This is a genomic window from Leptospira kobayashii (assembly GCF_003114835.2).
In the GTDB taxonomy this organism is placed as follows: domain Bacteria; phylum Spirochaetota; class Leptospiria; order Leptospirales; family Leptospiraceae; genus Leptospira_A; species Leptospira_A kobayashii.
This window is the reverse complement of sequence record NZ_AP025028.1, coordinates 705,974-729,243: the sequence shown is the minus strand read 5'-3', so window position 1 is coordinate 729,243 and position 23,270 is coordinate 705,974. Positions and strand designations below refer to the sequence as shown.

At 39.7% G+C, this 23,270-nt stretch carries 21 protein-coding genes; 13 read left to right on the top strand and 8 right to left on the bottom strand.

From position 1 onward, the window contains the following. The first annotated feature begins 45 nt into the window (after nt 1-45). From DI077_RS03295 to DI077_RS03280, 4 genes are all read left to right on the top strand, one after another. The gene (locus tag DI077_RS03295) at nt 46-1,050 is read left to right on the top strand and encodes a helix-turn-helix transcriptional regulator (protein WP_242935334.1); all 1,005 of its coding nucleotides are present in this window, start codon (nt 46-48) and stop codon (nt 1,048-1,050) included. Then, entirely contained in the window at nt 1,040-2,536 is a 1,497-nt protein-coding gene (locus DI077_RS03290) for a DUF2779 domain-containing protein (RefSeq protein WP_109020834.1), read from the top strand. Before DI077_RS03295 ends, DI077_RS03290 begins: the two co-directional genes overlap by 11 nt. Continuing rightward, nucleotides 2,530-3,579 (top strand): alpha/beta hydrolase, encoded by a 1,050-nt coding sequence (locus DI077_RS03285; RefSeq protein ID WP_109020835.1) that lies wholly within the window; start codon nt 2,530-2,532, stop codon nt 3,577-3,579. Before DI077_RS03290 ends, DI077_RS03285 begins: the two co-directional genes overlap by 7 nt. A 72-nt stretch (nt 3,580-3,651) precedes the next feature. Next, entirely contained in the window at nt 3,652-4,467 is an 816-nt protein-coding gene (locus DI077_RS03280; RefSeq protein ID WP_167837165.1) for an LIC13212 family protein, read from the top strand. Between the two features lie 41 nt (nt 4,468-4,508). Here the strand turns inward: DI077_RS03280 and DI077_RS03275 are convergent, their stop codons facing one another. Continuing rightward, nucleotides 4,509-4,733, bottom strand: coding sequence for a hypothetical protein (locus DI077_RS03275; protein ID WP_109020838.1), 225 nt, complete (start codon nt 4,731-4,733; stop codon nt 4,509-4,511). Between the two features lie 2 nt (nt 4,734-4,735). After that, nucleotides 4,736-6,085 carry an MFS transporter gene (locus DI077_RS03270; protein WP_109020839.1) on the bottom strand — a complete coding sequence of 450 codons (1,350 nt, stop codon included), beginning with the start codon at nt 6,083-6,085 and terminating at the stop codon, nt 4,736-4,738. A gap of 67 nt (nt 6,086-6,152) precedes the next feature. On the opposite strand from DI077_RS03270, the gene DI077_RS03265 reads away from it, so the two are divergent. From DI077_RS03265 to DI077_RS03245, 5 genes are all read left to right on the top strand, one after another. Further along, entirely contained in the window at nt 6,153-6,392 is a 240-nt protein-coding gene (locus tag DI077_RS03265) for a (2Fe-2S)-binding protein (protein ID WP_242935333.1), read from the top strand. Next, nucleotides 6,389-7,027, top strand: a complete 639-nt coding sequence (locus DI077_RS03260) for a RibD family protein (protein WP_109020841.1) — start codon at nt 6,389-6,391, stop codon at nt 7,025-7,027. The genes DI077_RS03265 and DI077_RS03260 overlap by 4 nt, the downstream gene beginning before the upstream one ends. A gap of 86 nt (nt 7,028-7,113) precedes the next feature. Next, nucleotides 7,114-7,551: a DoxX family protein gene (locus tag DI077_RS03255; protein ID WP_109020842.1), complete on the top strand. Its 438-nt coding sequence runs from the start codon at nt 7,114-7,116 to the stop codon at nt 7,549-7,551. 168 nt (nt 7,552-7,719) lie between these two features. Continuing rightward, the gene (gene lpxD, locus DI077_RS03250) at nt 7,720-8,775 is read left to right on the top strand and encodes a UDP-3-O-(3-hydroxymyristoyl)glucosamine N-acyltransferase (RefSeq protein WP_109020843.1); all 1,056 of its coding nucleotides are present in this window, start codon (nt 7,720-7,722) and stop codon (nt 8,773-8,775) included. Nucleotides 8,776-8,790: 15 nt separating this feature from the next. Then, on the top strand, nt 8,791-9,594 hold the full coding sequence (locus DI077_RS03245) for an LTA synthase family protein (RefSeq protein ID WP_109020844.1): 804 nt from the start codon (nt 8,791-8,793) through the stop codon (nt 9,592-9,594). 54 nt (nt 9,595-9,648) lie between these two features. On the opposite strand, the gene DI077_RS03240 is transcribed toward DI077_RS03245, so the two are convergent. From DI077_RS03240 to DI077_RS03230, 3 genes are read right to left on the bottom strand one after another with little or no spacing between them, the layout of a single operon-like run. Beyond that, nucleotides 9,649-10,041: a response regulator gene (locus DI077_RS03240; protein WP_109020845.1), complete on the bottom strand. Its 393-nt coding sequence runs from the start codon at nt 10,039-10,041 to the stop codon at nt 9,649-9,651. Beyond that, nucleotides 10,038-11,987 carry an ATP-binding protein gene (locus DI077_RS03235; protein ID WP_167837166.1) on the bottom strand — a complete coding sequence of 650 codons (1,950 nt, stop codon included), beginning with the start codon at nt 11,985-11,987 and terminating at the stop codon, nt 10,038-10,040. Before DI077_RS03235 ends, DI077_RS03240 begins: the two co-directional genes overlap by 4 nt. 16 nt (nt 11,988-12,003) lie before the next feature. Further along, nucleotides 12,004-13,653, bottom strand: coding sequence for a SpoIIE family protein phosphatase (locus DI077_RS03230; RefSeq protein ID WP_109020847.1), 1,650 nt, complete (start codon nt 13,651-13,653; stop codon nt 12,004-12,006). 427 nt (nt 13,654-14,080) lie between these two features. Here DI077_RS03230 and DI077_RS03225 point away from each other — a divergent pair, with 427 nt between their 5' ends. Together DI077_RS03225 and DI077_RS03220 are read left to right on the top strand one after the other, a co-directional pair. Next, nucleotides 14,081-15,226, top strand: coding sequence for a DUF1577 domain-containing protein (locus DI077_RS03225; RefSeq protein WP_109020848.1), 1,146 nt, complete (start codon nt 14,081-14,083; stop codon nt 15,224-15,226). 86 nt (nt 15,227-15,312) lie between these two features. Next, complete coding sequence (locus tag DI077_RS03220; protein WP_109020849.1) at nt 15,313-15,708, top strand: FKBP-type peptidyl-prolyl cis-trans isomerase; 396 nt, start codon at nt 15,313-15,315, stop codon at nt 15,706-15,708. 55 nt (nt 15,709-15,763) lie between these two features. Here the strand turns inward: DI077_RS03220 and DI077_RS03215 are convergent, their stop codons facing one another. The 3 genes from DI077_RS03215 to DI077_RS03205 all read right to left on the bottom strand — a co-directional run bounded on the left by DI077_RS03215 (nt 15,764) and on the right by DI077_RS03205 (nt 20,367). Next, nucleotides 15,764-17,971 carry a hypothetical protein gene (locus DI077_RS03215; RefSeq protein ID WP_109020850.1) on the bottom strand — a complete coding sequence of 736 codons (2,208 nt, stop codon included), beginning with the start codon at nt 17,969-17,971 and terminating at the stop codon, nt 15,764-15,766. 72 nt (nt 17,972-18,043) lie between these two features. Continuing rightward, nucleotides 18,044-19,408: an adenylate/guanylate cyclase domain-containing protein gene (locus DI077_RS03210; protein ID WP_109020851.1), complete on the bottom strand. Its 1,365-nt coding sequence runs from the start codon at nt 19,406-19,408 to the stop codon at nt 18,044-18,046. 116 nt (nt 19,409-19,524) lie between these two features. Next, a complete protein-coding gene (locus DI077_RS03205) occupies nt 19,525-20,367 on the bottom strand; it encodes a hypothetical protein (protein WP_109020852.1) in 843 nt (280 codons plus the stop codon). 61 nt (nt 20,368-20,428) lie between these two features. Here DI077_RS03205 and DI077_RS03200 point away from each other — a divergent pair, with 61 nt between their 5' ends. After that, nucleotides 20,429-21,628, top strand: a complete 1,200-nt coding sequence (locus DI077_RS03200; protein ID WP_109020853.1) for a helix-turn-helix domain-containing protein — start codon at nt 20,429-20,431, stop codon at nt 21,626-21,628. A 328-nt stretch (nt 21,629-21,956) separates the two neighbouring features. Further along, entirely contained in the window at nt 21,957-23,120 is a 1,164-nt protein-coding gene (locus tag DI077_RS03195) for a beta-propeller fold lactonase family protein (RefSeq protein ID WP_167837167.1), read from the top strand. Nucleotides 23,121-23,270: the final 150 nt, after the last annotated feature.

The window sequence follows — 23,270 nt, the reverse complement described above, 5'->3', positions numbered from 1 at the left end:
ATTTTCTACTTTTCGGAATCAAAAAAACAACAAGTCTAGGAAGATATGGCAGAGATGATCACGGAAGATGATTTTCCAATGATAGAAGTGAAGAAAATGAACGAAACGGAAGTTCGTCTATTTGCCCTTCTTTTCAATCTTCTGAGGGAACCGAAAGGGATTTCCTTTCAAAGATTCCGTAAAATCATGCCTCGTTATTATCGAAATGAAGACATAGACTCGGATCGCAAAAAATTATACAGAGATCTGGGTCAACTGAAGTCCATGGGATTCAATATCAAAGTCGCCAATTTCGGATATCAATCGGAAGACCATTTCCCATATTATTTGGAAAAAGAATCTCTCGAATCCGTTCTTAAATTTTCAGACGAGGAATTGGAATTTTTGTCGCGTAAACTCTGTGAGGTGGAGAACCAGGACAACGAAACTCTCCTTTCCCTTTCTCAAAAACTTTTTTCAAAAAATCTCGAACTCTATCCCAAAGGAATCAAGATCAACAAAAGAAAAAAAGAATCCGATGCAAACGAAGAAACCGATCTGATCAAAGTCATTCAAAGTATCAAAGACAAACGCGCGCTCGTGATTCGTTACGCCGGAAAGGAAAGAATCATCGAACCCTACAGATTGATTCGAAAGAACTCGGAAGATTTTTACCTATTAGCTTACGACCGTTCCAGGAAAAACTTACGTAGATTCATACTTCCCAGAATCGAAGTCAAAAAAGATTTGAGAGAAGATTTTATCTCAAATAAAAAAATCACCGATAAAGATATGAACTTTCATCCACTCGGCTTCGATGTTCATGAGGAAGAAAAACTACAAATCTCCGTTGCAAATCATTACTTAGATTCTTTGGAAACATTCTTAAACGGGTATCCCTATTCCTTGGACGAAAACACATTTACGATCCAAACCACCAACAAAGCCGCGCTCTTTCCTTTTTTCACAAAATATCCCGACGCATTGCAAACATCTGTAGAGAATCCGTTTTGTGTTTCCTTTCAAAATCATCTGAAACAAATCCTAGAGACTTACAAGAGTGTCGTTTAATTCCATTCATTTTCCGATCACCAAATCTCAATTTCTTAATTTTACAAAATGTGTGAATTCGTTTTATATCCTCAACCAAGGGCTCATTACAAAACAAAATATCCAACACAGCGGGAATTTGGAATGGAGTGAGTTCCAGGATTTGTGCAGATCTTTATTTCCAAAGGCAGTTTCGATACCGAAATCCTTATCCAAAGAAGATCAACTAACGGAAACTTTGGCGGCGATACGGGAAAGAAACGCAATCTTTCACGGTTTTCTTGAGAATGAAACTCTTTCTTCATCTATAGAATGTTTGGTGCCGGAACCGGATTCTTCCGGATGGGTGCTTTGGGATTTCCGTTCCGTCGGCTCCCAAAAACAGGACATTCTAAGGTCATTGTACTTTCAAAAAAAACTATTGGAGTCTTTCCAGATCCCGGTTTCACAAATCAAGGTCATCCGAATCAATTCCGGTTACGTTCATACTTCCGAATCGATCGATAAGGAAAGTTATCTGGTAATCGACGATGTTACGGAACGTATAGAAACGGAAAAAACCAGATTCGACCAAGAATGGATTCTTTTCGAAAACTATAAAGGGAATCCGAACTTCCCCCTATTTATGGAGGATTTCCACACATGCAAATCACCTAAAACCTGTTATCTGGATACGGTGTGTTTTCCCGATTTGAATCGGAGGGAAATTTTCGATTTGAGAGAAGGTCACGATCTTGCAAAAAAATACTATCTGGAAGGTTTGGGAAGTTTTCTGGAAATCCCGGAAGAAGAATTGACCCCCATCCAAAAAATCCAAAAACAAAGCCATGAAACAGGGAAGTTGTACATCGACTTCCCCAAAATGCAGACTTATTTTGAAAATGTAACTCCGAAGATCGCTTTTTTGGATTTCGAGTCAGTCAATCCCCTACTTCCTATTTTTGCGAACTCCCGTCCTTTCCAGCACATTCCCTTTTTATTTTCTTTGCACATCTGGGATTCGGAAACGGATGAATTGACCCATCATACTTATATCCATGAGCCGGACGGAACCGACCCGCGCTTATTTATCTTAGAGCATTTGTCAAAGAAACTGCAAGAAGACATAACAATTTGCTCGTTTAATGACTTTTTTGAGAAATTAGTGATCGAAGAAGCTACTCAAGTATATCCTAATTTTATAGAATGGTGGAGTACGATCCGTCCGAAATTTATTGACTTGGCTTTGCCTTTTAAAAAATTTTGGGTCTACCATCCCAAACAAAGAGGCAAAGCATCCCTGAAAGATATACTTCCCGCCATCACGGACGTGAGTCATGGGAGCCTAACAATCAAAGAAGGACAAGACGCAAATTACCAATTCTTACGATTATTAAAAAAGCACGTGACAGATGACGACAAAAATCGTGTTCTTGGAGATTTATTAAGATACTGCGAAATGGATACCTTTGGATTGTTTCTTATCTATAAGAAGTTGAAAAATGAGATCTCGATTAGTCAATGTTAGTAGATATTAAACGTTCCATCACTGGGTTCGCTTTTTCCATGCCGGAAAACTGGGTTCACTCTCTATTCGGGGGAGCCATCATCTCCAATGAGCAGGTTTTGAACGCGCAATGCCAGCTTGCTTGCAATTTTGCCCGGTTCCTGCCCAAGATAGAAACCCTGCCCGCCCACAAAGCCCGCAAACTTTATGCGGAAAATACCAAAATCTTCGACGAACCCCCCATAGGGATTTCTCATATAGAAGACAAATTGATTCCCACTCCTTCGGCATCCTTTATCCCGATTCGTCTTTACAATGCACACCCACAGAAGGGAAACCTTCCCATTGTCATCTACTTCCACGGGGGAGGACTGACCATAGGTTCCCTTGATACCCACGATGCACTATGCAGACGAATCGCTTATTATTCCAAAGTCATTGTAGTATCCGTAGGATACCGATTGGCACCGGAACATCCTTATCCTGCCGCGATCGATGATGCCATGATTGCCTACCAGTATGTAAGAAGCATTGCTTACCTTTTCGGAGGTTCTCCGAACGCCATTGCGGTAGCGGGAGACAGTGCGGGTGGTTTGCTTGCAACTGCACTTTGCATTCGGGCAAAAAGAGAAAAGATGCCACTTCCTGTATTCCAGGCATTATTGTATCCGGTAACAGATGTTTCCCGGGAATCGGAAACTTATGATACTTATGGGGACAAATTCATTCTGACGAGGAGCACCCTTCGTTGGTTCATTCGAAACTATACACCGGATGAAAGAGATAGAAAATTAACCGTCAACTCCCCACTTCTTTCCGATCCCAAGGACTTGAAAGGGCTTCCCCCTGCTTATGTCGCAACTGCAGGGTTTGACCCGCTTTCTCAGGAAGGAGAGGCGTACGTGCAAAGTCTGGAGTCCGCGGGAGTAAAAGTGCAACACAGACATTTTCCTTCCCTGATCCACGGGTATGTGCATCTGACAGGGATGATCCCTGCGGCCAAAGAAGCGGAAACCGATTTTTTACAGTCCATCCATTCTTTTTTCGCCACAAGAAAATTCTAAAAATCTTCATTCAAGTATCGACAGGATAGAATTCGATACTATAAAGGACTGTAAGTTTACTTGAGGTATGTCATGATTCATCGTTTGAACGCTTTGTCTTTATCGTTAGTTCTATTTTCCGGGATAACCGTCTCCCTGTTCGCGGAAAGACCTGCCTCTGTGACAATGAAAGACAGAGAGACCCAAAAACATATAGATGCCCAAAGATCCTCCGGATTTTCGGACAACGAAGTTGACACCTTACATGGATTAGTGGGAGAGCATCTCCGCAAAATGAAAAAATTGCAGGATCTGGGAGTTGATAAATCAGCGGCCCAATATCTGGCTCACACTCCTACGGAAGTCAAACCGCTTTATAAAAAAGACGATGCGGGAAAATTTTATTTGGAAATCAAACTCCCGCAAGGACAGTCTTACATCGATTGGCCGAAAGTATATCTTTATGACGGAACCGCTTTTGTTTATCCAAAAGAAGATTTTTCCGATTTGGACAAGATCATTTTAGCGTTCCGAAGAGTGAATGCGGACGGAACCATCCATGTAAAGGAAATGAGAAGACTAATCAATCCTAGTCCCAGAGCACAAAGCCCGGACAAAGATGAAAAAGGCGAAGCAAAGATCGACACAAACTCGGATATCATTTTGGAGTATTTTCAAGCATTGACGTCCGACACGATTTGGCCGAACAAACCCGTGCAAAAAGATCCTGCCAATATCACAATGGTATTGAATGACGACAAAGATCCCCTTCCTTATGAAAAACAAAAACACATCATGCTTACTTACAAAAAAATGTTACGAAAAATCAGCAAACATACGGCGCATAAACTTCGCGATATGGAACTCGATCAAAAACAACTGATTACAAAAATTCTGGATTACAACTAAAGATTCGTTAAACGAAATAAGTCAAAAAAACAAACACAAGGTCAGGTATTCGCCTGACCCCGCTTGATAAGGAGCTGCGATATCGTTTGCTCCTCAGTCACATACTTCCTCTTCAAATAAGAAATCGCATTATTGATAAAAGTGGGAACATTCTTATCCGCGTCCAAAAGATCGAGCTTCGTTTGCATCAGCTCGTCAATGGTTGCCAAAGCCAGTCTTCTCTGGCTTTGGTGCAGTTCGAAATCGTCCTCTTCTATCTCATTCATTTTTATTCTTGGAAGTTATTGGCAGCTTCCACTCCCCTCTTTTCATTTACGAACAGATTGATAATCAACGATAGGAGATAAAAGAACGAAACTACCAGGAAAGCATTTCTGAGAGTCACCAAGGTTTGGATAAATCCGAACAAAAATAAACCCACAGCCGCTGCGATCTTTCCCGACAATCCCCACATTCCGAAAAATTCACCCGATTTGGACTCGGGAGAAAAAATTCCTACCATCGCCCTTGAAGCCGATTGAGTGGAACCAAGTCCCATCCCTGCCAAAGAAGAAATAAAAACAAATACCCACTGAACCGTCCAGGATTTGCCCAAAATAGTATTCAAAACCACAGTGACGTCCTGAACAAAATAAATCAGTCCGCAAACCACAAGCCAAAGAACAAGAGTTAGGTTAAATGTTTTTTTCGCACCGATACTATCCTGGATCACTCCAAAGGCAAGAGCACCGATCGCAGCGGAAATCTGAATGAAGATAAACATCACTTGTTTGTGTTGTGCTTCGATATGGATTTCCTGCGAGCCGTAGATAAATGCAAAGGAGATCACGATGGCAAGTGCCGCCATAGTAAAGAAAAGCGAAACCAGATAGATCATCAAATCTTTGAATCGACTTGCATATTTCAATGTGTCTACGACACGATTGACACCTTCTTTCAGGTAGTTCACCTTGCTGGGAGTACCTTTGGGAAGTTTCGGTTCTTTCATCAAAAGAAAAGTAGGGATTGCGGCTATTAGGAAAAAGACGGCAGTATAAGGGCCGACCAATTTTAGATTTTCATAGTTTGCTAATGTATAATCACCGAGAGTGGTTGCAAGTACCACCGACCCGATCCCACCGAAATATCCGATACCCCAAGCATAACCTGAGATCTTGCCCAAATCTTCTTTTTCTCCGAGGAAGGGAAGAAAACTCGCGGCAAAATTTTCACCGCTGGCAAAAAAGAAATTGGATAGAGCAACTAGTACGAACCCGAGCCATACATAACCGGGGTCTACATAGTATAACAAAAATGTGGTGACTACACAACCGGCATAACTGATAAACAAAAACATTTTTTTAGTGGAGGAATAGTCGGTAATTGCCCCGAAGATAGGTCCGGTCAAGACGACAAACAAATAAGAAACTGCGAGCGCCCAGGCCCAAAGGGAATTTCCAAACTGGAAAGGGTTTGCGGAATTCGGATCCGAAGGTACGACCAATTGGGTGAAAATCTCACAATAAACTACACTGATAATTACTGTTGTATAGGATGAGTTTGCAAAATCAAACATACACCATCCAAAGATCTCTCTGTTGCGACTTTTTTTCTTTTCCGGACTGATATCCTTTGCCATAAACTTTTTGGATTTTTCCTTATCTGAAGTAATTAAAGAGTTTCCCTCCCTTTACAATTTCTGTCAAATGATTAGTGTTGTCGTGGACAGTTTCGATTTAAATTCCCTGATGCGACCCAAACGGGTTTGTCTCTGTAAGATGGTGACAGAAAAAGAATTGGTAGACGCCATCCGAGATGGAGCAAATTCTATGGCAGATATACGGGAAAAAACAAGAGCCACTACAGGTTGCGGCACCTGCTCTCCGCAGGTTTACCAAATCCTTCAGAGGGAATTGCAAATTCTTACCGCAAGGAAACCTGAATGAAACTTTCGATTAATATGGCGATGACTCTGGATGGCAAAGTGGTGCGCCCCGACGGACGTTGGTACGGACTTACTTCCAAAGATGACAAACACCAAATGGATGTCTATCGTTCCCAATCGGATGCACTGATTATAGGTAAAAACTCAATCATCAACGACAACCCAGTTGTCAAAATCAGAGCATTTCCGAACGTTTTGAACCCTAGACCGGTGATTTTGGTGCGAAAAGGTTCCCTCCCTATTAACAAACACGTCTTCGAAGAATCCGATCATATACCTCTTGTTATCTGCACCAAAGTCAACTTAAAAGAGATCAAAACCGATTTGGAAAACCGCGCGGAGATTTTCGCACTGGATTCTGAAGACATCGATCCTAAAAAAGTAACCGGAATTTTGAAAAGAAAAGGTTACAAGAATGTACTTCTGGAAGGTGGCCCCAAGTTGAATTTTTCCTTTCTGGAAGGAGATTTGGTGGATCGGGTTTATATCACCCTTGTTCCTTATATCATCGGCAAAAACGGACTTCCCGGAATTGCGGACCAAAGCATAGAACTTCCCAAATTCGACCAAAACGCTTGGAAATTGACTTCCTCTACCACAAAGGGAAACGAAGTTTTTCTAACTTACGAAAAATAACCTGACACTTCAGAATCATAATAAGTTGACAAAGTCCCCGGCATAAATAGTTTGACATTAAGTTATTTAAGAATAAGAGGTTCGAAATGAATTTACTTTACCGTTTGCTTGCAACAAAAAAAGACATTACTTTGACTATCATCCGAGTGACCCTTGGGATCGTGATTTTACCTCACGGAGCACAAAAACTTTTGGGTTCTTTCGGTGGATATGGTTTTGACGGAACGATGGGATTTATGACAGGACAGTTGGGAATTCCTTCCATATTTGCATTCCTTGCGATCATTGCGGAGTCTTTCGGAGCACTTGGACTCATTCTAGGTCTTTTCACTCGTGTTGCTGCTTTGGGAATATTCGCTACCATGCTCGTTGCCGCATTACTCGTTCACCTTCCGGGTGGATTCTTTGCTCCTAACGGAATTGAGTACTTTATCTTAACTTTCGGATTGGCAATTCCCGTAATCCTAAAAGGTGCAGGATCTTTCTCCCTTGACGATTTGATTTCTTCCAAATTGGAAAAATAATATTCCCACCTAACATCCATGCTCTGTCAAACCAAGGTTTCAGGGCATGTTTCTTTTTTTTCAAAAAACGCATAATTCGTATATAAATGATTTGAATAATGTTTCGCAATAATCTCCTTCTATCTTTTTTTAGTGTTTATTAGATAAACGCGGGTCAGGAAATTAGAAATGAGTAGTTTAAAAACAATTTTAGCATTATTGGAAGGAGCAGAATTAAAAAATTGTCCAGCCCCAGAGAACATCGAAGTAGATAAAGTATTACCTCTCACTAGTAAAAATGCAAAATTCATTTCTTTTGTTTCTTCCAAAGCATTCGTAAACGATGCGAAAGCTTCGGAAGCCGCTGCAATCCTTGCTTCCTCCGAGCTAGCGGAACTTATCCCCGGCAAAGTCCTTATTGTTGTTCCTCAAGTCGAGCTTGCACTTAGCAAAGTATTACTTCATTTTTCACCCCAAAAACAACCGGATGGAAAAATAGCGACTAACGCCGTGATCCATCCCACTGCGAAGATAGGTGAAAATACAACTATTGGAAATTTCGTTACTATCGGCGAAGGTTCCGTCATCGGAAAAAACAGCATCATCGGAGACGGTGTAAAAATCGAACACAATGTAACAATTGGCGACGATGCCAGAATTGGAATGAACTGCGCATTTTATCATGGAACCAAAATCGGAGACCGATTCACCGTATTTGCCAATTCCACTTTCGGAGGCGACGGTTTCGGATTCGTATTTGCCAATGGAAAACACAATAAACTGCCGCAAGTAGGCAGAGTGATCATCGGTGATGATGTGGAAGTAGGTGCAAACTGTACGGTAGACAGAGGAGCGATTACGGACACAACTATCGGGAACGGATGCAAGTTCGATAATATGGTTCACATCGCACATAATTGCAATGTAGGAAACCACGTGATCATCGCAGGCCAATCGGGACTTGCGGGAAGCGTAACACTAGGAAATTATGTGATCATCGGCGGAGCCTGCGCAATCAGCGACCATCTAACCCTTGTTGAAGGAACGATCATCGCAGGAGGGACTTCCCTTCGCACTTCTCCCAAAACAAAAGACGTATATATCGGCTGGGATCTAGGATTGAATTTTCCCGACTTCCAAAAGTACAGAGTGAACATTAAAAATATCGTAGTTCTGAACAAATGGATCAAAAGAATCAAAGAAGTTGAGAAAAAATTAGGAATCGATCTTCCCGATCCGAATTAAGAAGGTACAGCCGTTGTGGTCAAGTACCAAGCAGTTGCTTATAGTATTTGGAATCTAATCCTCGGATTGAGCATTCTTATCTGGCAAGGGAAAAGTTATGCAGAAGGTAGCCCTTCCGCACGATCGGAAATACTTTTTACATTCGCAATTGCGTTATTTCATTTCATCTATTCCATTTGGTTTTGGAAAGGAAGGGAGATTTTTTCTTTTATCAAACAAAGTCTGGCCCCCAGAACGTTCGTTTTGTTTTTTTATATTCTCTGCTCTTTTTTATTCTATCAAAGTCGAAATCAATTGGAACTTTCCGATGATTTTAAGTGGTTTTTTCTCGTTTATCTTCTATTACATTCCGGAGAGGAGATTGCGAATATCGTTTTTATCTTCTTTTCTAAAAGAAAAATAGATCCGCCGGATTGGAAATCATTCCTACATACAAACTTTGAATATAAGAATCGATTTGTATTCGCCATTTACATGATCCTTATGGGAATTTGGATCTTATCCGCGTCCGACGGGTTTTTGAGATTTTTCAGATTGCCTGTAACCGTATTTCCAGGTTTGCATTCATCCGGCTTTCTATTCGGCCCCATTCATATCATAGGACTCCATTTCCTTTTACTCTCTTATTATAATCTCATCGCAGTCTTTTATCAGATAGAACCTCTGATTGAAGCGGGAATGAGGGGCGGGAGTTTCACCTGTGTGTTCTTACTAATACTTGTTATATTGGGAATCTTGTCTCCGATGATCCTACTGATTCCTTTGGTAGACTTGATCAGTGTAGTTCTTTTGTTTGGGAAAAAATTGATCCGACGCTAGATCTTGTTCATTCGAGATCAATCTCTACGTAGATGATAGACGGGAGAGAAAAGTCTAAGAAGCGAGCAACCCTTGAATGGATTGAATCAAACTGTCTTGGGTCCAAGGTTTTGCCAATACCACTTGCACCTTACCAATGTTTTTTGCCCGATCGATTGACTCGGGATCGGCTTGGCCGGTGAGCAAAATCTTTTTGATTTTAGGATAAGTGTTGTTGATCTTAATGAAAAACTCATCGCCCTTCATTCCCGGCATCAGCCAATCGCTTACTATGATCACAATGGTTTCATCAGGACGCTCATATTCGTCTATGATTTCTATAGCCTCTTCCGCGCTCTCCGCAGTTTCGTAAATATAGGACAAGCCGAAAGCGGATCTTAACTGCTCTTTCAGTGCTCCCAGAATGGAAGACTCGTCATCAACGCATAAAAAAACGGACTTGCTCATATTTTACCGGGAAGGATCACCGTGAAGGTTGTACCGTTCCCCTCGATACTTTCAAATTGAAGAATCCCATTATGTTTGTCGACGATTCTTTTTACTATATCCAGACCGAGTCCGGTTCCTTCTCCTCTCGCTTTCGTTGTGAAAAAAGGTTCGAAGATCTTGGATTGAATCTCCTTCGGAATCCCCGGTCCGGTATCCGTAAAGCTGATGAAAACGGAATCTTCATTGACGATCCGATGAACACGAATGTTCAGACTCCCTTTGAAATCCATGGCTTGTAAAGCATTATGAATCAAATTGGTCCACACTTGCGCCAGTTCATCCGGGTAACCGTAAATCTCGGGAACATCTTGAAACTCGCGGACGACCTCAACACCTTTCTTTGTTAGGTTTTGATAAATCAGTAGTACCGTTTCGATAGAATCCTGAATAGAAACCAAAGATTTTTCTTCCGTATGGTCCTGGTGAGAATATTTTTTCAAAGCAAATATGATTTTGGATGCCCTCTCGACTGCGAGTCTGATATTATCCGAATTTTGTTTCTGACGAATGATTTTATGTGCGAGAGTGATCAGATTTTGATCGGTTTGATCTTTCAAAAGCAATTTCCAATCTTCCAGATGATCGTAGCCTCCCAAATCAACTAACATATCAGAGACGGAATCTACGTCTTGTATTCCCAAGTCCGCCAGGTTTTCGATAATCGATTTTTTCAAATTCCTCTTTTCTTTCGAACTGAGATACACTGAGGATTTAGGTCGGGAAACCAACTGAAAAAAACGATCCCTGATTTCCACTGTTTGAAAATTGGACGGCTCGGGCAATGTCTGTAGAATGTATTCCATTCCATCCGCCAAATTTTCAACCGATGCCTGAATGGCACCCAGGGGAGTATTGATTTCATGTGCAACTCCCGCCACGACTTGTCCCAATGCCGCCAGTTTTTCGGAATGTACCAACTGTGCTTGAGTTTCATTTAATTTTTTCAAAGTTTGATTCAATTCCAGATTTGTTTTTTGCAACTCCAAATTGGTTCGATTCAAGTCTTTGAATAATAAGGAAATTTTTTCTTTGGAGATCCGAAACGCTTCCGCCAAAAAACCGATCTCATCCTTTGACTTGTATGTAACCGGCAGATCCCAATTTTGATTTCCGATTCCGATCGCAACCGTTTGCAATTCTGTAATCGGCTCGCTTACTTTTTTACGAATGATAAACGAAGAAAATACAAGAGAGAAAATTACGGATAAAACAAGAATCAACATCAAAACAATCAGAAAGATACTTTCCCTTTGATATTCCTTAACCGTACGATCCGTTCTTTTCTCCAGTTTTTCAAAGAAACGATCAATCGGTTTCATAATTTCTTTTTTATCGCTATGATACTTACCGTCATGCATCAAAGAAATCGCCATTTTCTGGTTAGGCGGTTTTCTTACGGTAAAATTCCCTTTTCCATCGTCATACAATCCTTTCATCGCATTCATGGCAATGTTCTCGGTGGAGACAAGACTATCCGAATTCTGCTGTGCTTGTTTTAATTTTTGAAATTCTTCTTCCGTAAATCCCAATTCCATCATCATGGAACGAAGCGGTTTGTTTTCAGAATAAGGTCTGGGGCGAATCTTCGGATCCAAAACAAGATCCCAATAAATCCTTTCGTAATTTTCCGGCCTGGGTTTTTCTCCGTTGCGGATCGCCAAAATTTCCCAGAAAAAATCTTCATACATCTTATTTCCGGTAATGACATACGTACGGGCAAATCGGGTGAGATCATCGGAACTTTGTCTCAGCTCATCGGCAACTTTATAAGATTTATACCGGATCTCCTGGCTCTTGGCCAATTCGGATTGAGTATCAAACAATAAAAAAGTACATAGAATCAATAAACTTAAGAGAAAAATATTGAAACCGAATAAAATGAAAAACATGGATTTAAGTTTCATTGGCGTATCTTTCCTCTTATAAGTCGATTGCCACCAAACAGACATCATCTTCCGGATCTTTTTTCCCGATAAACTGTGCGAGTTCCGAGAGGATTGAGTTCAAAAAAACATCCAATTTATATTTGGAATACTCTTCCAGAATCTCAGGCAATACCGCTTCAAAATAAACTTCCTGATTTACATGCCTTCCGCTCTTTGCTTCTGTCAATCCGTCCGTATAAAATAAAATCCTGGTACCTTTTTCAAACTTTGCATCAAAACTCACATATCCTTTGCCTTTGGATTTTCTTACGGAACTACTCTGCACTCCCAAAGGAAAACTTCCTTTTTTCAAAGGGAAAAGCTCTATCGTATTTTTATAAATCTTAAAAGGCATAGGATGGCCTGCGGAAGAATATCTGACCGTGCGATTTTCCAAATCAAACAAAGAATACATCGCTGTCACAAAACGATTGTCTATATAATCCATTATGGAATCGTTTACAAACTCCAAAAATTCGGATGGATTTTCCTTCAATTCCGGACTTGCTTGCTGGATCGTACTTTTCATAATCGCAGTAATGAAAGCGGAAGGAACTCCGTGCCCCGCTACATCACTGATAAATATACCGAACTGATTCGGATTCGGAAATTTGATAAAATCGCAAAAATCCCCGCCTACTTCGTCTAACGGTTTATAGGCGAATGAAATCGATTCATTGGGATTGGAAGAAGGAAGTAATTTTTTCTGTACTTTCGCAGCCATAGCAAGTTGGTTGCTAAGAGTTTTATTTTTTGATTTTACCTTATTCGATTCCAACTCCAAAGCGTTCTGAATTTTTGATTTTTCCGTAATGTCAAACACACTGAGCCGGAATATGGTTTGATTTTCCGTAGGAAGAAAAATCTTTCTGCCTGAGACAAGACAAGTGATCCGATCCCCATTTCTTTTTGAAATATCCAATTCCTGATCGTTTAGATTGTTTCCTTCAATTAGGTTTCTGAGAAATTTTTCGAAAATGATTTTATTCTCTTCACTTAAGACATCTTGAAATAAGAGTTTCCCAACCATTTCCCTTTTGGAGTATTTCAACCAATCCAGAAAAGTCACATTTGATTTCAAAATCAATCCCTGGTGGTTTACCGTCAGATACCCGCAAGGAGAATTGTTGTATAGATCATCCATCTCTACATATTGATTTAATATCTGATAGTCTTTCTGAAGAAGAGTTTTGACCTTCGCTCTCAGTTCAAGCACGGTCATTATCCTTTGGGCAAAAAACCGGAATGTCTCTTTGGTTCGGATGGCATCTTCTATCAAGGAATCGGAAAGAACGGATAACACCCCGATAGGGATCCCAAGTTTCGTGATGATAGGATATCCGATATAACAGGGATTTGCCATGTCTGGCAAATCGGAAAAAACTTCCGTAACTATCGTCAATTCTTCGGGTTTATCCTTAACCTTTAAAACAAGAGGTATTAAAGAAGAAAGAGATCCGTTTTTGATGTCAAAGCTATGGGCGAAATGAACTTCTTCCTCACTAACCCAACTAATAAATGCTAACTCTTTCTGCATCGTGTCCGCAAAAAAAGAGAGTATCTCTTCCAATTCGGGAATGGGGGAATTGGGGGGAAGTTGATAGATTCTAAATGCTTCTAAAATTTGCGAATTTTCATCTATCATGCGAATCTCTTATCAATTTTACCCGGATTCGATTTTCCTGTATATTCGTTTCATTAGAAACCCAGGGTGCACAGGACAAAATTTCTCACGAAATCCGCTCATCCGTTTTTCAGCTGATCAATCTTTATTCAAAATGCTTAAAAATTTGCACTCTATAGATGATTGGCCGGGAGCCGGAATCAAACTAATATCTGTTATATAATAAGCAAACAATTGTTAATTTCAGAGCGTATCAATGAAATAGCATTCTACCTGAGACTAAGACTCTTTTCGGGGAAGGACTCGGTTTTCTACTAAATTCCGCGAGGACGCCCTTCGCTTAAGTTTTTCTTGCTTTTTCCTTTTCTTGTAAATAAATTGACAATATAATTTTTATAGATTAATAAATTATTTTTCGTCGAAAAAGACATTTGGAAATAGGAAAGAAATGGAAAAGAATTCTCGTCCCATGGACCACATTACGAATACGGAACAGAAAAACCACGTCATCCTCAAATATTTAATCAACCAACAGATATTAGTGAAGATGAGCCATTTGAATCAATCTGGAATGATTCTAAAGGCAGCTGCGGGAACGGATGAAATCACTCTGCAACTTCCGGAAGCCTGGGACTTCACTTCGAAGGAACCGATTTTTTTATCCAAAGTACTTGCCCGATACATCGAAATCCAATGTTCTTTTATTTCACAAGTAGACGACCGCCAAATCCGCTTAAAGGTGGAAAAAGTCGCGATCGCCAAAAAGGACCGCCAAGCTCCCCGTTATCCGGTGACCGAAGAAGGTTTCGTAAATATCACAAACATCGTCAGTTCCAAAACCATCATCGAAGCAAATATGTTTAACATTCCTACTCTTGTTCGTGTGAATTTCGAAGAGTATGCAAAAAAGCTGAATCAAAACCCCAATGACTTTGTTTCCATAGACGTATTCAAATCGAATATGGACAGAGCTTTCGAAGTAGTTAAGCGCACTCATAAGATTTTACTACTGGAAGATTGTAACGATTTAAAATCATATAACAACGTAGATCCGGATTACATAGATTACGAAGAAGAGATTGACGACCATCTGGAAGCTGCGATCAAAAAATACAGAGAGAAAAAAACGGCTTCAGAACTGATTTTTCCAATCATCTACACAAATGAATTGGAAGAACAAATTCCCATCGGATACGTTTGGGTACAAAGTAAGGAAAACAAACTTACGAAAGATTATGTTAGCCGAGTGCAAACCTTGATGCAGGAAATGGTGGAAAGAATCAAAGACGCAAACTTAACCAAATCGGAAACCAGATTTCCGGTATTGGATATTTCCACGTCCGGACTTAAGATCAAAATCAATGATTCCAATCTAATCGAGACCTTGCCTAAACAAAAAGGTTTTTTATTTGATCTCTTCTTCAAAATGCAAGCTCCGTTCCGCGTATTTGTCAGAGTTGCTTGGTGGAGAAAAGATGATGAAGGCAATCTTCTCTTGGGTGTTGAATTCTCAAGTAAGTCAAGAACCTATTTTGAAAAACAAAGATTCGAACAAAATATTGAAATCGTAAAACAAATAGGCAGTGCTGCTTAATACAATTCTCATAAAATTAGAGTGGAAAATGATCCGTGCCCTCAGATCTTTGATTTGATTCCATTCTTTGAGAGGACCTGTCCAAAATGAAACGATCATATTTATTTTTCTCTTCATTCTGTCTCATATTTCTATTACAAACTCCGATGATTCCCTCGGAAAAAGATTTAATCATTCAAGATGTTAAATTAGGGACGGGGAAAGAAGCTTATTCTGGTTCCAATGTTACGGTTCATTACGTAGGAAAACTTACAAACGGAAAGAAATTTGACAGTTCCAGAGATCGCAAAAAGCCGTTCGAATTCAATTTAGGAACAGGTGAAGTCATCAAAGGTTGGGACAAAGGAGTAAAAGGAATGAAAGAAGGCGGAATCCGCAAACTAACCATTCCTCCCGAATTGGGTTACGGAGCAAAGGGAACAGGATCTATTCCACCTAACTCTACTTTGCTTTTTGAAGTCGAACTGATTAAAGTTTACTAATCCAACCTACCTCCGCCTCCTTAAGAACGACGCACAAAAGCAAACGTGCGTTGTTTTATTTGATATATCTGGAATATCCGAATTCGATTTCCCGGATTATAAAATTAAAATAGTTTAACATATCTTTGTCGGATTGATACACACTTGCTTCCTTTCGGTAATATTCCGCCAGGTTGTCCCGAAACAGAGCGGTTTTAAAATCAGCTTTGCTGATAATGATTTCTTTGGTGCGCCCTTTTATTTGCAAAGCTTCCGGAATTCGAATCACCGCAGAAATCTGTAAAATGGCATGTTCTACTTCGGAAATGATCTTTTGATCTTCTTTTTTTCTTTCTTGTACGGAGAGTAGATTCCTGATTTCATTCAGGTTTTCTTCAATCTGATTTCGTAATTTTTTAGGATCGTATACCTTATCAAGCAGATGATTGTATTTTTTAGGGTAGATAAAAGACTCTGAGGCTTTGATCAGAGATAAAAATCTTTCTTCCTGAATGGAATGATTCTTTAAGGAAGTTTTATCTTTATTAGTTTTTTTAGAATCGTCTTTGCGTAAAATATAAGCCAAAACAACACCGAGGATTATACTCGCAAATAGTCCGGTAAGCAAACTATTCAAACGGTTGAAAGCGATTGCAATGATCGTAGAAAGAACCGAACCGGAAAGTGCTGTGATGATTCCTACGGGAAGATTGAAGTTTTTTTGAATTTCCGCAAAATCAAATGCAGTAGTTTTGATTTCCTCTTTTTCCGTTTCTTTTTTAGAAATGGGATCATTCTGTTCTTTGTTTTGGGAAAGAGTATCGAAATTTTCATCTTTTCTTTCTTTTAAAATCTTTTTGATTTCTTCCAGAAAAACTAGATGTTCCTTGTAAATGGGATCTTTCAAAGAAAGATCTTTCGTATTCAAAACCACATCGGAAAAATATTTCTGGTCTACTGCAACCAAAGCCCCTTTCCCCGATTCGCCTCCTGCGATAGTTACTCCTAAAGATTTTGACAAACCTGCTTGCAGCTGTTCAATGACGGATTTTTCTTCAAATTTCGGTAAAGATCTCAAGAATTGGATTTCTTGTTCCAGATTGATCAAGCTGAGGCTAAGAGTCCTTTCCGTATGATCCATCACCCTATTCTTGATTTTGACTATGATCTCCGCAATTTTGGTTTCTAAAATATCTTTGCCCTTGGATTGAATTTCATTCAAAAGTTTTTCCAAAATAGCAATGGATACCAAACAGGAATCTTTAACTCTTTGTAATTCGTCCGATTTGACCTGATCGAATGGAAATCCTTTTACAAGAAAAATAAGTTCGTAAGCAAACTTCCAACCGCCTTCCACCAACCTCTTCCCCGAACTGGGAATCTTGGCTTCCAAATCCTCAATTTGATCCAGAGCTTTAAGTATTTTATTTTCTTTTGCGAACTTCTTAAGATAATGAAAAGAAAAACCGGAAAGCGCATCCAACTGCACCGCTATGTGTTTGAATAGAGTGTCTAAAAAAGAATTTTGAGACAAAACGATATGATAGTTTTTATTTACTTCGTATAACTTGGAAGAGGCGTTGGCATAACTCACCAAGTCTACGATAAAATCGGGGAGAGGAATATAAAAATAAGGTTCAAATCCTTTTCTCAGAATGAATTCGACATCGGACTCGAAAGAAAACCCATTCGGGTTTAAAAACAAGATCCCTTTTTCATCCCGATACAAAAGCCTCGCCCCCGGCTTCTCTTCCTCAATCATCGTTTCCCTGGAAGCGAAATTTTTCATCAGTATGGCGATGATATCCTGAGAGTATTTAAAACAAGCTCTTCGGTATGGAATGATATCCGTCTTTTCCTTGTTTTGTGGAGCAACCAAAGCGATACGAACAACGAGTCCGGTATCCGTCTTAAGAAAATAAGGATAAAAATAAACCGACCTGTCTTTGAATCCGTTTCCCAAGTCGGAAAGCTCTTTCAGCGCTTCACTGATTGCTTCGGGAGTTTTATGATTTTCAGTCAATTGAACCGCTTTCAATAGTAGTTCGGAAATACTATCAAGCGTTAAAAGAAGAGAGGGAGCAATTTCAGAGCTACCATGCATCGCGAGTCTTTGATGACGCACTCGCAATTCTTCCAATATCAACTGTGCGGTAAGAGAAAATCTACCTTGGTTTTTGGGTAACCCCAAAATAGCCGCTCCCGAATCCCACTCCTCTTTCGGGGAAATGGTAGAGTCTTCAAAAGAAAAATTCTCCAAAGGATTGTCAGGGCTGTCTGGCATTGAATTCGGTCGGTTCCAATTTGATTCTTATAAAGAGACTACAAAATTCAAACGATAAAAATATTTATTTAGTCAATTTTTCCGTGAAACAGGCTTTGGTCCCGAAAGACTGTATACTTGAAGAGGCAAAGACTTTCCTTTTACTTTTGTCAGAGGTAGTTTTTTTACCAACAAACCCGAACCGACTTCCTTTAATACAGCATCCGAAATTAAAAATCTTTCCTTAAACAATTTACATAGGGATTCAATTCTGGAAGCGGTATTAACGGCGTCTCCGATCACAGTGTATTCCATTCTGCCTTCTGTTCCGATCGTTCCGCAAAACACTTCTCCGACATGGATCCCTATTCCTATCTCAACGGGCAACAAACCTCTTTTTTTTCGTTCCGAATTGATTTCTTCCAGAACCAAAAACATTTTCTGTCCCGCCTTTATTGCGTTAGATGCATCTTGACCTTGAATTTCGGAAGGTTTGGGAGTTCCGAAGGTTGCCATGATAGCGTCTCCTATGAATTTATCGAGCGTTCCTCCGAACTCGAAAATCGCATTTGTCATTCTATTCCGATAGTCTGTTAAAAATTGCGCCAATACGGAAGGATCCAAATCTTCCGACAGTTGAGTGAATTCTCGGATATCCGAAAAAAGTATGGATACCTTTTGTCTAACTCCTGATTCAAATCCTGCTTCTGCGGAGCTTAATTGTTCGACTACATCGGGAGAAAAAAACCTGGCTAAAGAAGCACGACGGGATTCCAAATCTCCGATCCTTCGGATCATTGAGACTGCGCGATAAGTAATGAATGTTAATATCAATCCTAAGATGATAAAAGGTAGCGGCCTCAAAATCAAATCGCTTAATATAACTCCCGGACCTAAAACATAATCTTTCCAATCCTGGGTCAATGGAATCCCCAAATACAATCCTGCGGACACCAACCCGAACCAAAATACAACAAAGAGTAGTATTGAAAAGAGAACCAATCTTATCCGAAACTGAAGAGCAGTCAAAGCAATCGGAAGCATTAGCAAAAACAGGATGGGATTTTTCAAAACATGAGCGAAATTATCCGGACTAACCCGAAGACTATAAATGACAGGAGTACCGAATATCAAAGAATAATCGAAGATCACAGTAAAGTAATCAAAAACAATATTCAAATACTTTGATTTTCTAATTAATAAAACCGTATGTAGAATCGTAAAAGCCAGGAATAAAGACAATGTGAGGAAATTAAGAAATAAGTCGGAGGGAGATTTGGCTGTGCCAAAGGCCAGGAAAAGGAATAAAACCGCGATTCCATATCGAAACAAATTCGTTGCATAGGCACCGATCTGTTCCTCCTTAACCAAAATCCCCCGAACCGTTCCGTTCATCGAATTTCTATTCAGTAAATTCGAAACACCCTGCCAAAAAATGAAAAGACTATTGCGCTTCATGGAAAACTCCGGATTGAAATCTCTTATGATTGATCAATCAGTCATATATCATTGGAACCGGAACCACCCAATGTCAAGACCCATTTGTATATAGAAGGATATTGATTTTCTGCTAGCTAAGGTTTGTAGTTCTTTGCATCGTCAAGACATTCGGATTGAAACATAATTTTATCCGTTTTGTTAATGTAAGACTGGACAAAGTTGACAATACTGTTTTGTGACTCAACCTGATAGTACATCGCACATTTCGTATTGGAGCAATGTTTTCCATTGGCGGTATCCTGATGCATTGTGGAAAGAGGAACTCCTCCATTGACAAATCCCAAAGCATGACCTATTTCATGAATGACTGTAACTTGTTCAGCAATAGGTCTAGTAGTCGTAGAAAAAGTATCTACCACGTCTTTGAAAACTACAGTAACAGGTGTTCCTGAGATATTCAAACCTATCGTGGACTGACTCGCAGTTCCGTTGTCATTATAATATCCGTGAACTAATACTAAAAAAAATCTTGCGGTCGCATAATCAGATTTTTGCGATTGATACTTTGCACTCAAAGCAAGTATGTCAGATATACTCCATAAGGATCTATTTTGGGAAGGAATCGACTTCATATTGCTCAAGCTGGAAGGAATTGAGAATCCGACCGAATAACCCCGATCAGCGAAAATTGCCTTTAGATTATCTTCTGTAACCGACCAGTAGGAACTCCCGCCTAATGTAAAGTTGCCGATCTCCGGTTCCGCTCCCGGTTCGTAAGCAACTTCCAAGTTTAACTGCCTAACCGTAGAAAAATAAACAGAAGGGCTATCGGGGTTTTGATGATTACGTAAATAATACAGAAGCAAAATTCCGAGGCCTTCATTTTTACGTTCCGGTTCTTTCCGGCAATTCGCAAAAAATGAAATCAATAGAGAAAGAATAACTATCGTCTGCGTTAAGTTTGAAATTCTAAACATTTTTCCAGTATACCCAGTTACCGAGAATGGTTCGTCCAATCCGAACAATTTGGACTAAAAAATGAAATTTCACTGGATTCTTTACGTTACTTTCAATGTTAATGAGATCAAAATGACTTTCTCTTACGATATTTATTTAACATATTTATTGTTTTTCTTCAGCGGACTCTCTTTGCTTTTTGCGATAGGTGAAGTTTCTTTACAGCACAATTCGAAAAAAGAAAAAAGACTTTCGGTAATTTTTTTAATTCTCTCTTATTATTTTTTTCACTCGTTTCTTCTGTTTTCCGGGTATATTCTTTTCATTCCGTTTTTACTTTTCACACCTCTCCCTTTCATCACCTTACTCGGACCATTGGTTCGTTCTTATATCTCCTTGGTTTTGAATCAGGAAGACTCTTCGAACAAAGTATGGATTTTAGGATGTCTTCCCGTAGGAATTGTGTTCTTGAGCTTAATGCCTTTTCTATCAAGTGACATTTCCAGAAAAGATTACTTATGGAAAGAAGGGAATGTGATTCGGGTTTTCGCTCCTTGGAATGTAAAGATCGCTTTTGTTACGGCATTCATCTCATTATTCGCTCAATTTACATTGATTGTCGTCAAAGTATTCACAAACATTCGTTTTGTTAGGTTTCGTGCGGACGTGAACTTACGAATTGTTTTTTACATATCGGTTTTTATTTTATTTATCGTTCTGGTAGTAACCTTACAATTGTTTTCTATTTTGAAAATCGGGCAAGGTATACCGTTAGTCTTCGTAGGGATGATTCCTATTCTACTCTATCTGATAAAATTGCGTTACCCCGAACTTTTCTTCGAAGTAAAGAGAGTTGTGGAAGAAGAAAGGCAAATCAGAAAATCTTATCTAAAGAATCTCGATTTAGTAGCTATCGGCAGGAAATTAAATGATCTATTGGAAAAAGATAAAGTATATTTGGATGAAGATTTGTCCTTGGCAAAGCTTTCTTCCTTTCTCGGAATCACAACTCATAAATTGTCCGAGTATTTGAATTTGGAGGAAAAGACCCAATATTTCCAACTGATCAACAAATACAGGGTGGAAGAAGCAAAACAGAAAATCTTAAATCATCCGAAAGAAACCTTTTTGTCTATAGCTTATTCCTCCGGATTCAATTCCAAATCCAACTTCAATCAAGTATTCAAACAACTTACAGGCCTTACACCTTCCGAATTTAAGAAGGAAAAAAGAGTAACCTATGCAAAGGTTGTGCCTGAGCGCGTTAGAAAAGCCCAGTGAAGTTCCGTTGCAATCTACACCTCTCCTTCCCGGCAACTTTTCAATACTAAGCCGCTCAGATTGTACTGTGTAGGGGCGAAATGATCGAATTTCTGAAATCAATAACTTTCATTTGGAAATTTTTTTCGGATTTTCGTTGAAAATTCTAAGAATAGATCTTCTCATTGATAGTATGTTCCCTAGGGAAAAAAAATTACCCTCTTTGCTATTGCTTTCTTTTATTTTTCTTTTAGCGTCGGTAAATTGCCAACCAGGTTTCAACAACCCGGCAGATCCTTCCAGCTTGGCATTTTTCAAAACGAATTTGGTCTCCACGTATCTAAAAAGTTTGATTAAGGACGCAGAATTGGTTGAGGCAGAAGTGCCTCAATTCCTAGCGCTACTTTATCTTAAATCCGGCCCAAACGAAGTGGGAATCAAAGTCTGGAATGTGGATCCGGACACGGGCAAATTAACAAGTACTATCGGGATGCAAGCGATTCCCCCGAACGCTCCCGGCAATAGCCCTGTTAATTTGAAGAGAGTCCCGAAAAGCAGGGAGTTATTTGCTTCATCCGGTTTCGGGTCACCATCAACTTTCAATAAGATTTATTCTTTTAAAATTCAGGATGACGGGTCCGTTACCGTAATAGGCTCTTCTCCATCCGGTATTTTACCAAATACAGTTACACCTAATATATCGGGGACGAACGTATATGCAACCATCACAAGCAGCACTACCAATGTCTATCTTTACCAAAAGGACACTTCAGGCAATCTAACACAAAGTACATTATCGTCTTATCCATTCGGAACCTATTGCAGCCCTTCTTCACTTCTCGTTTCACAGACGGAGCGAAATATATTCATCACCAATCCGTCTTATTTGAGTATTTATCAGCAGGATACTTCGGCAGGAACTGTAACGATCGGTTCCGGTAGTCCTCTGCCTATAGCCGCCTCACCAACATTAAATGACAATTTGACATTGCATCCGACCAGGAACTACATCTACACTACCATTGCCAATATTGCTGCCCCGATTGCAGGTTTTATTTACAACCAGGATTCAACCGCCAGTGCCATCCAAGGATCTCCCTTTACACCTTCCGGTAGTTATTCGGCAACTACTTCTTCGACCAAAACCTTAACTATCGATCCTTACGGAAGATTCATCGCTTTTGTATATTCTGATGCATCAGGCAACAGACTCCAACTTTTGAAAATAAATTCGTCTACAGGAGCACTCACTCCTTCGGGATTTCCCATCGGTGTGGGAAATGCTCCCGGCGATCTGACATGGGATGAAAGCGGTAGGTTTATTTATTTTTTCTCAGATACGGGCGCAGCAAGCAGCGAAAAACAGCTTGAGGTTTACAAAGTTTCTTCTACCGGAGAACTCACTTCCACTCCAGGCTCACCGGTGATTTTAGGAACCATTTCTTCTTTCAGTCCGAGAGGAATCGTTTCCGTTACAAAAACAATGAAAGTCAAACCGGGAGAATATCCCTAATTCAAATTCGTTGCGGCTTGACGAACATCGATCCTGTTTGCTGTATTATGGTCTCATTATTTATAATTTATTTCCGGATTTTCATTGCAAAATTTAAAAATAAGTTTATAAAGTTCATTTATGCTTCAGAGGAAAAAGAATATACCCTTT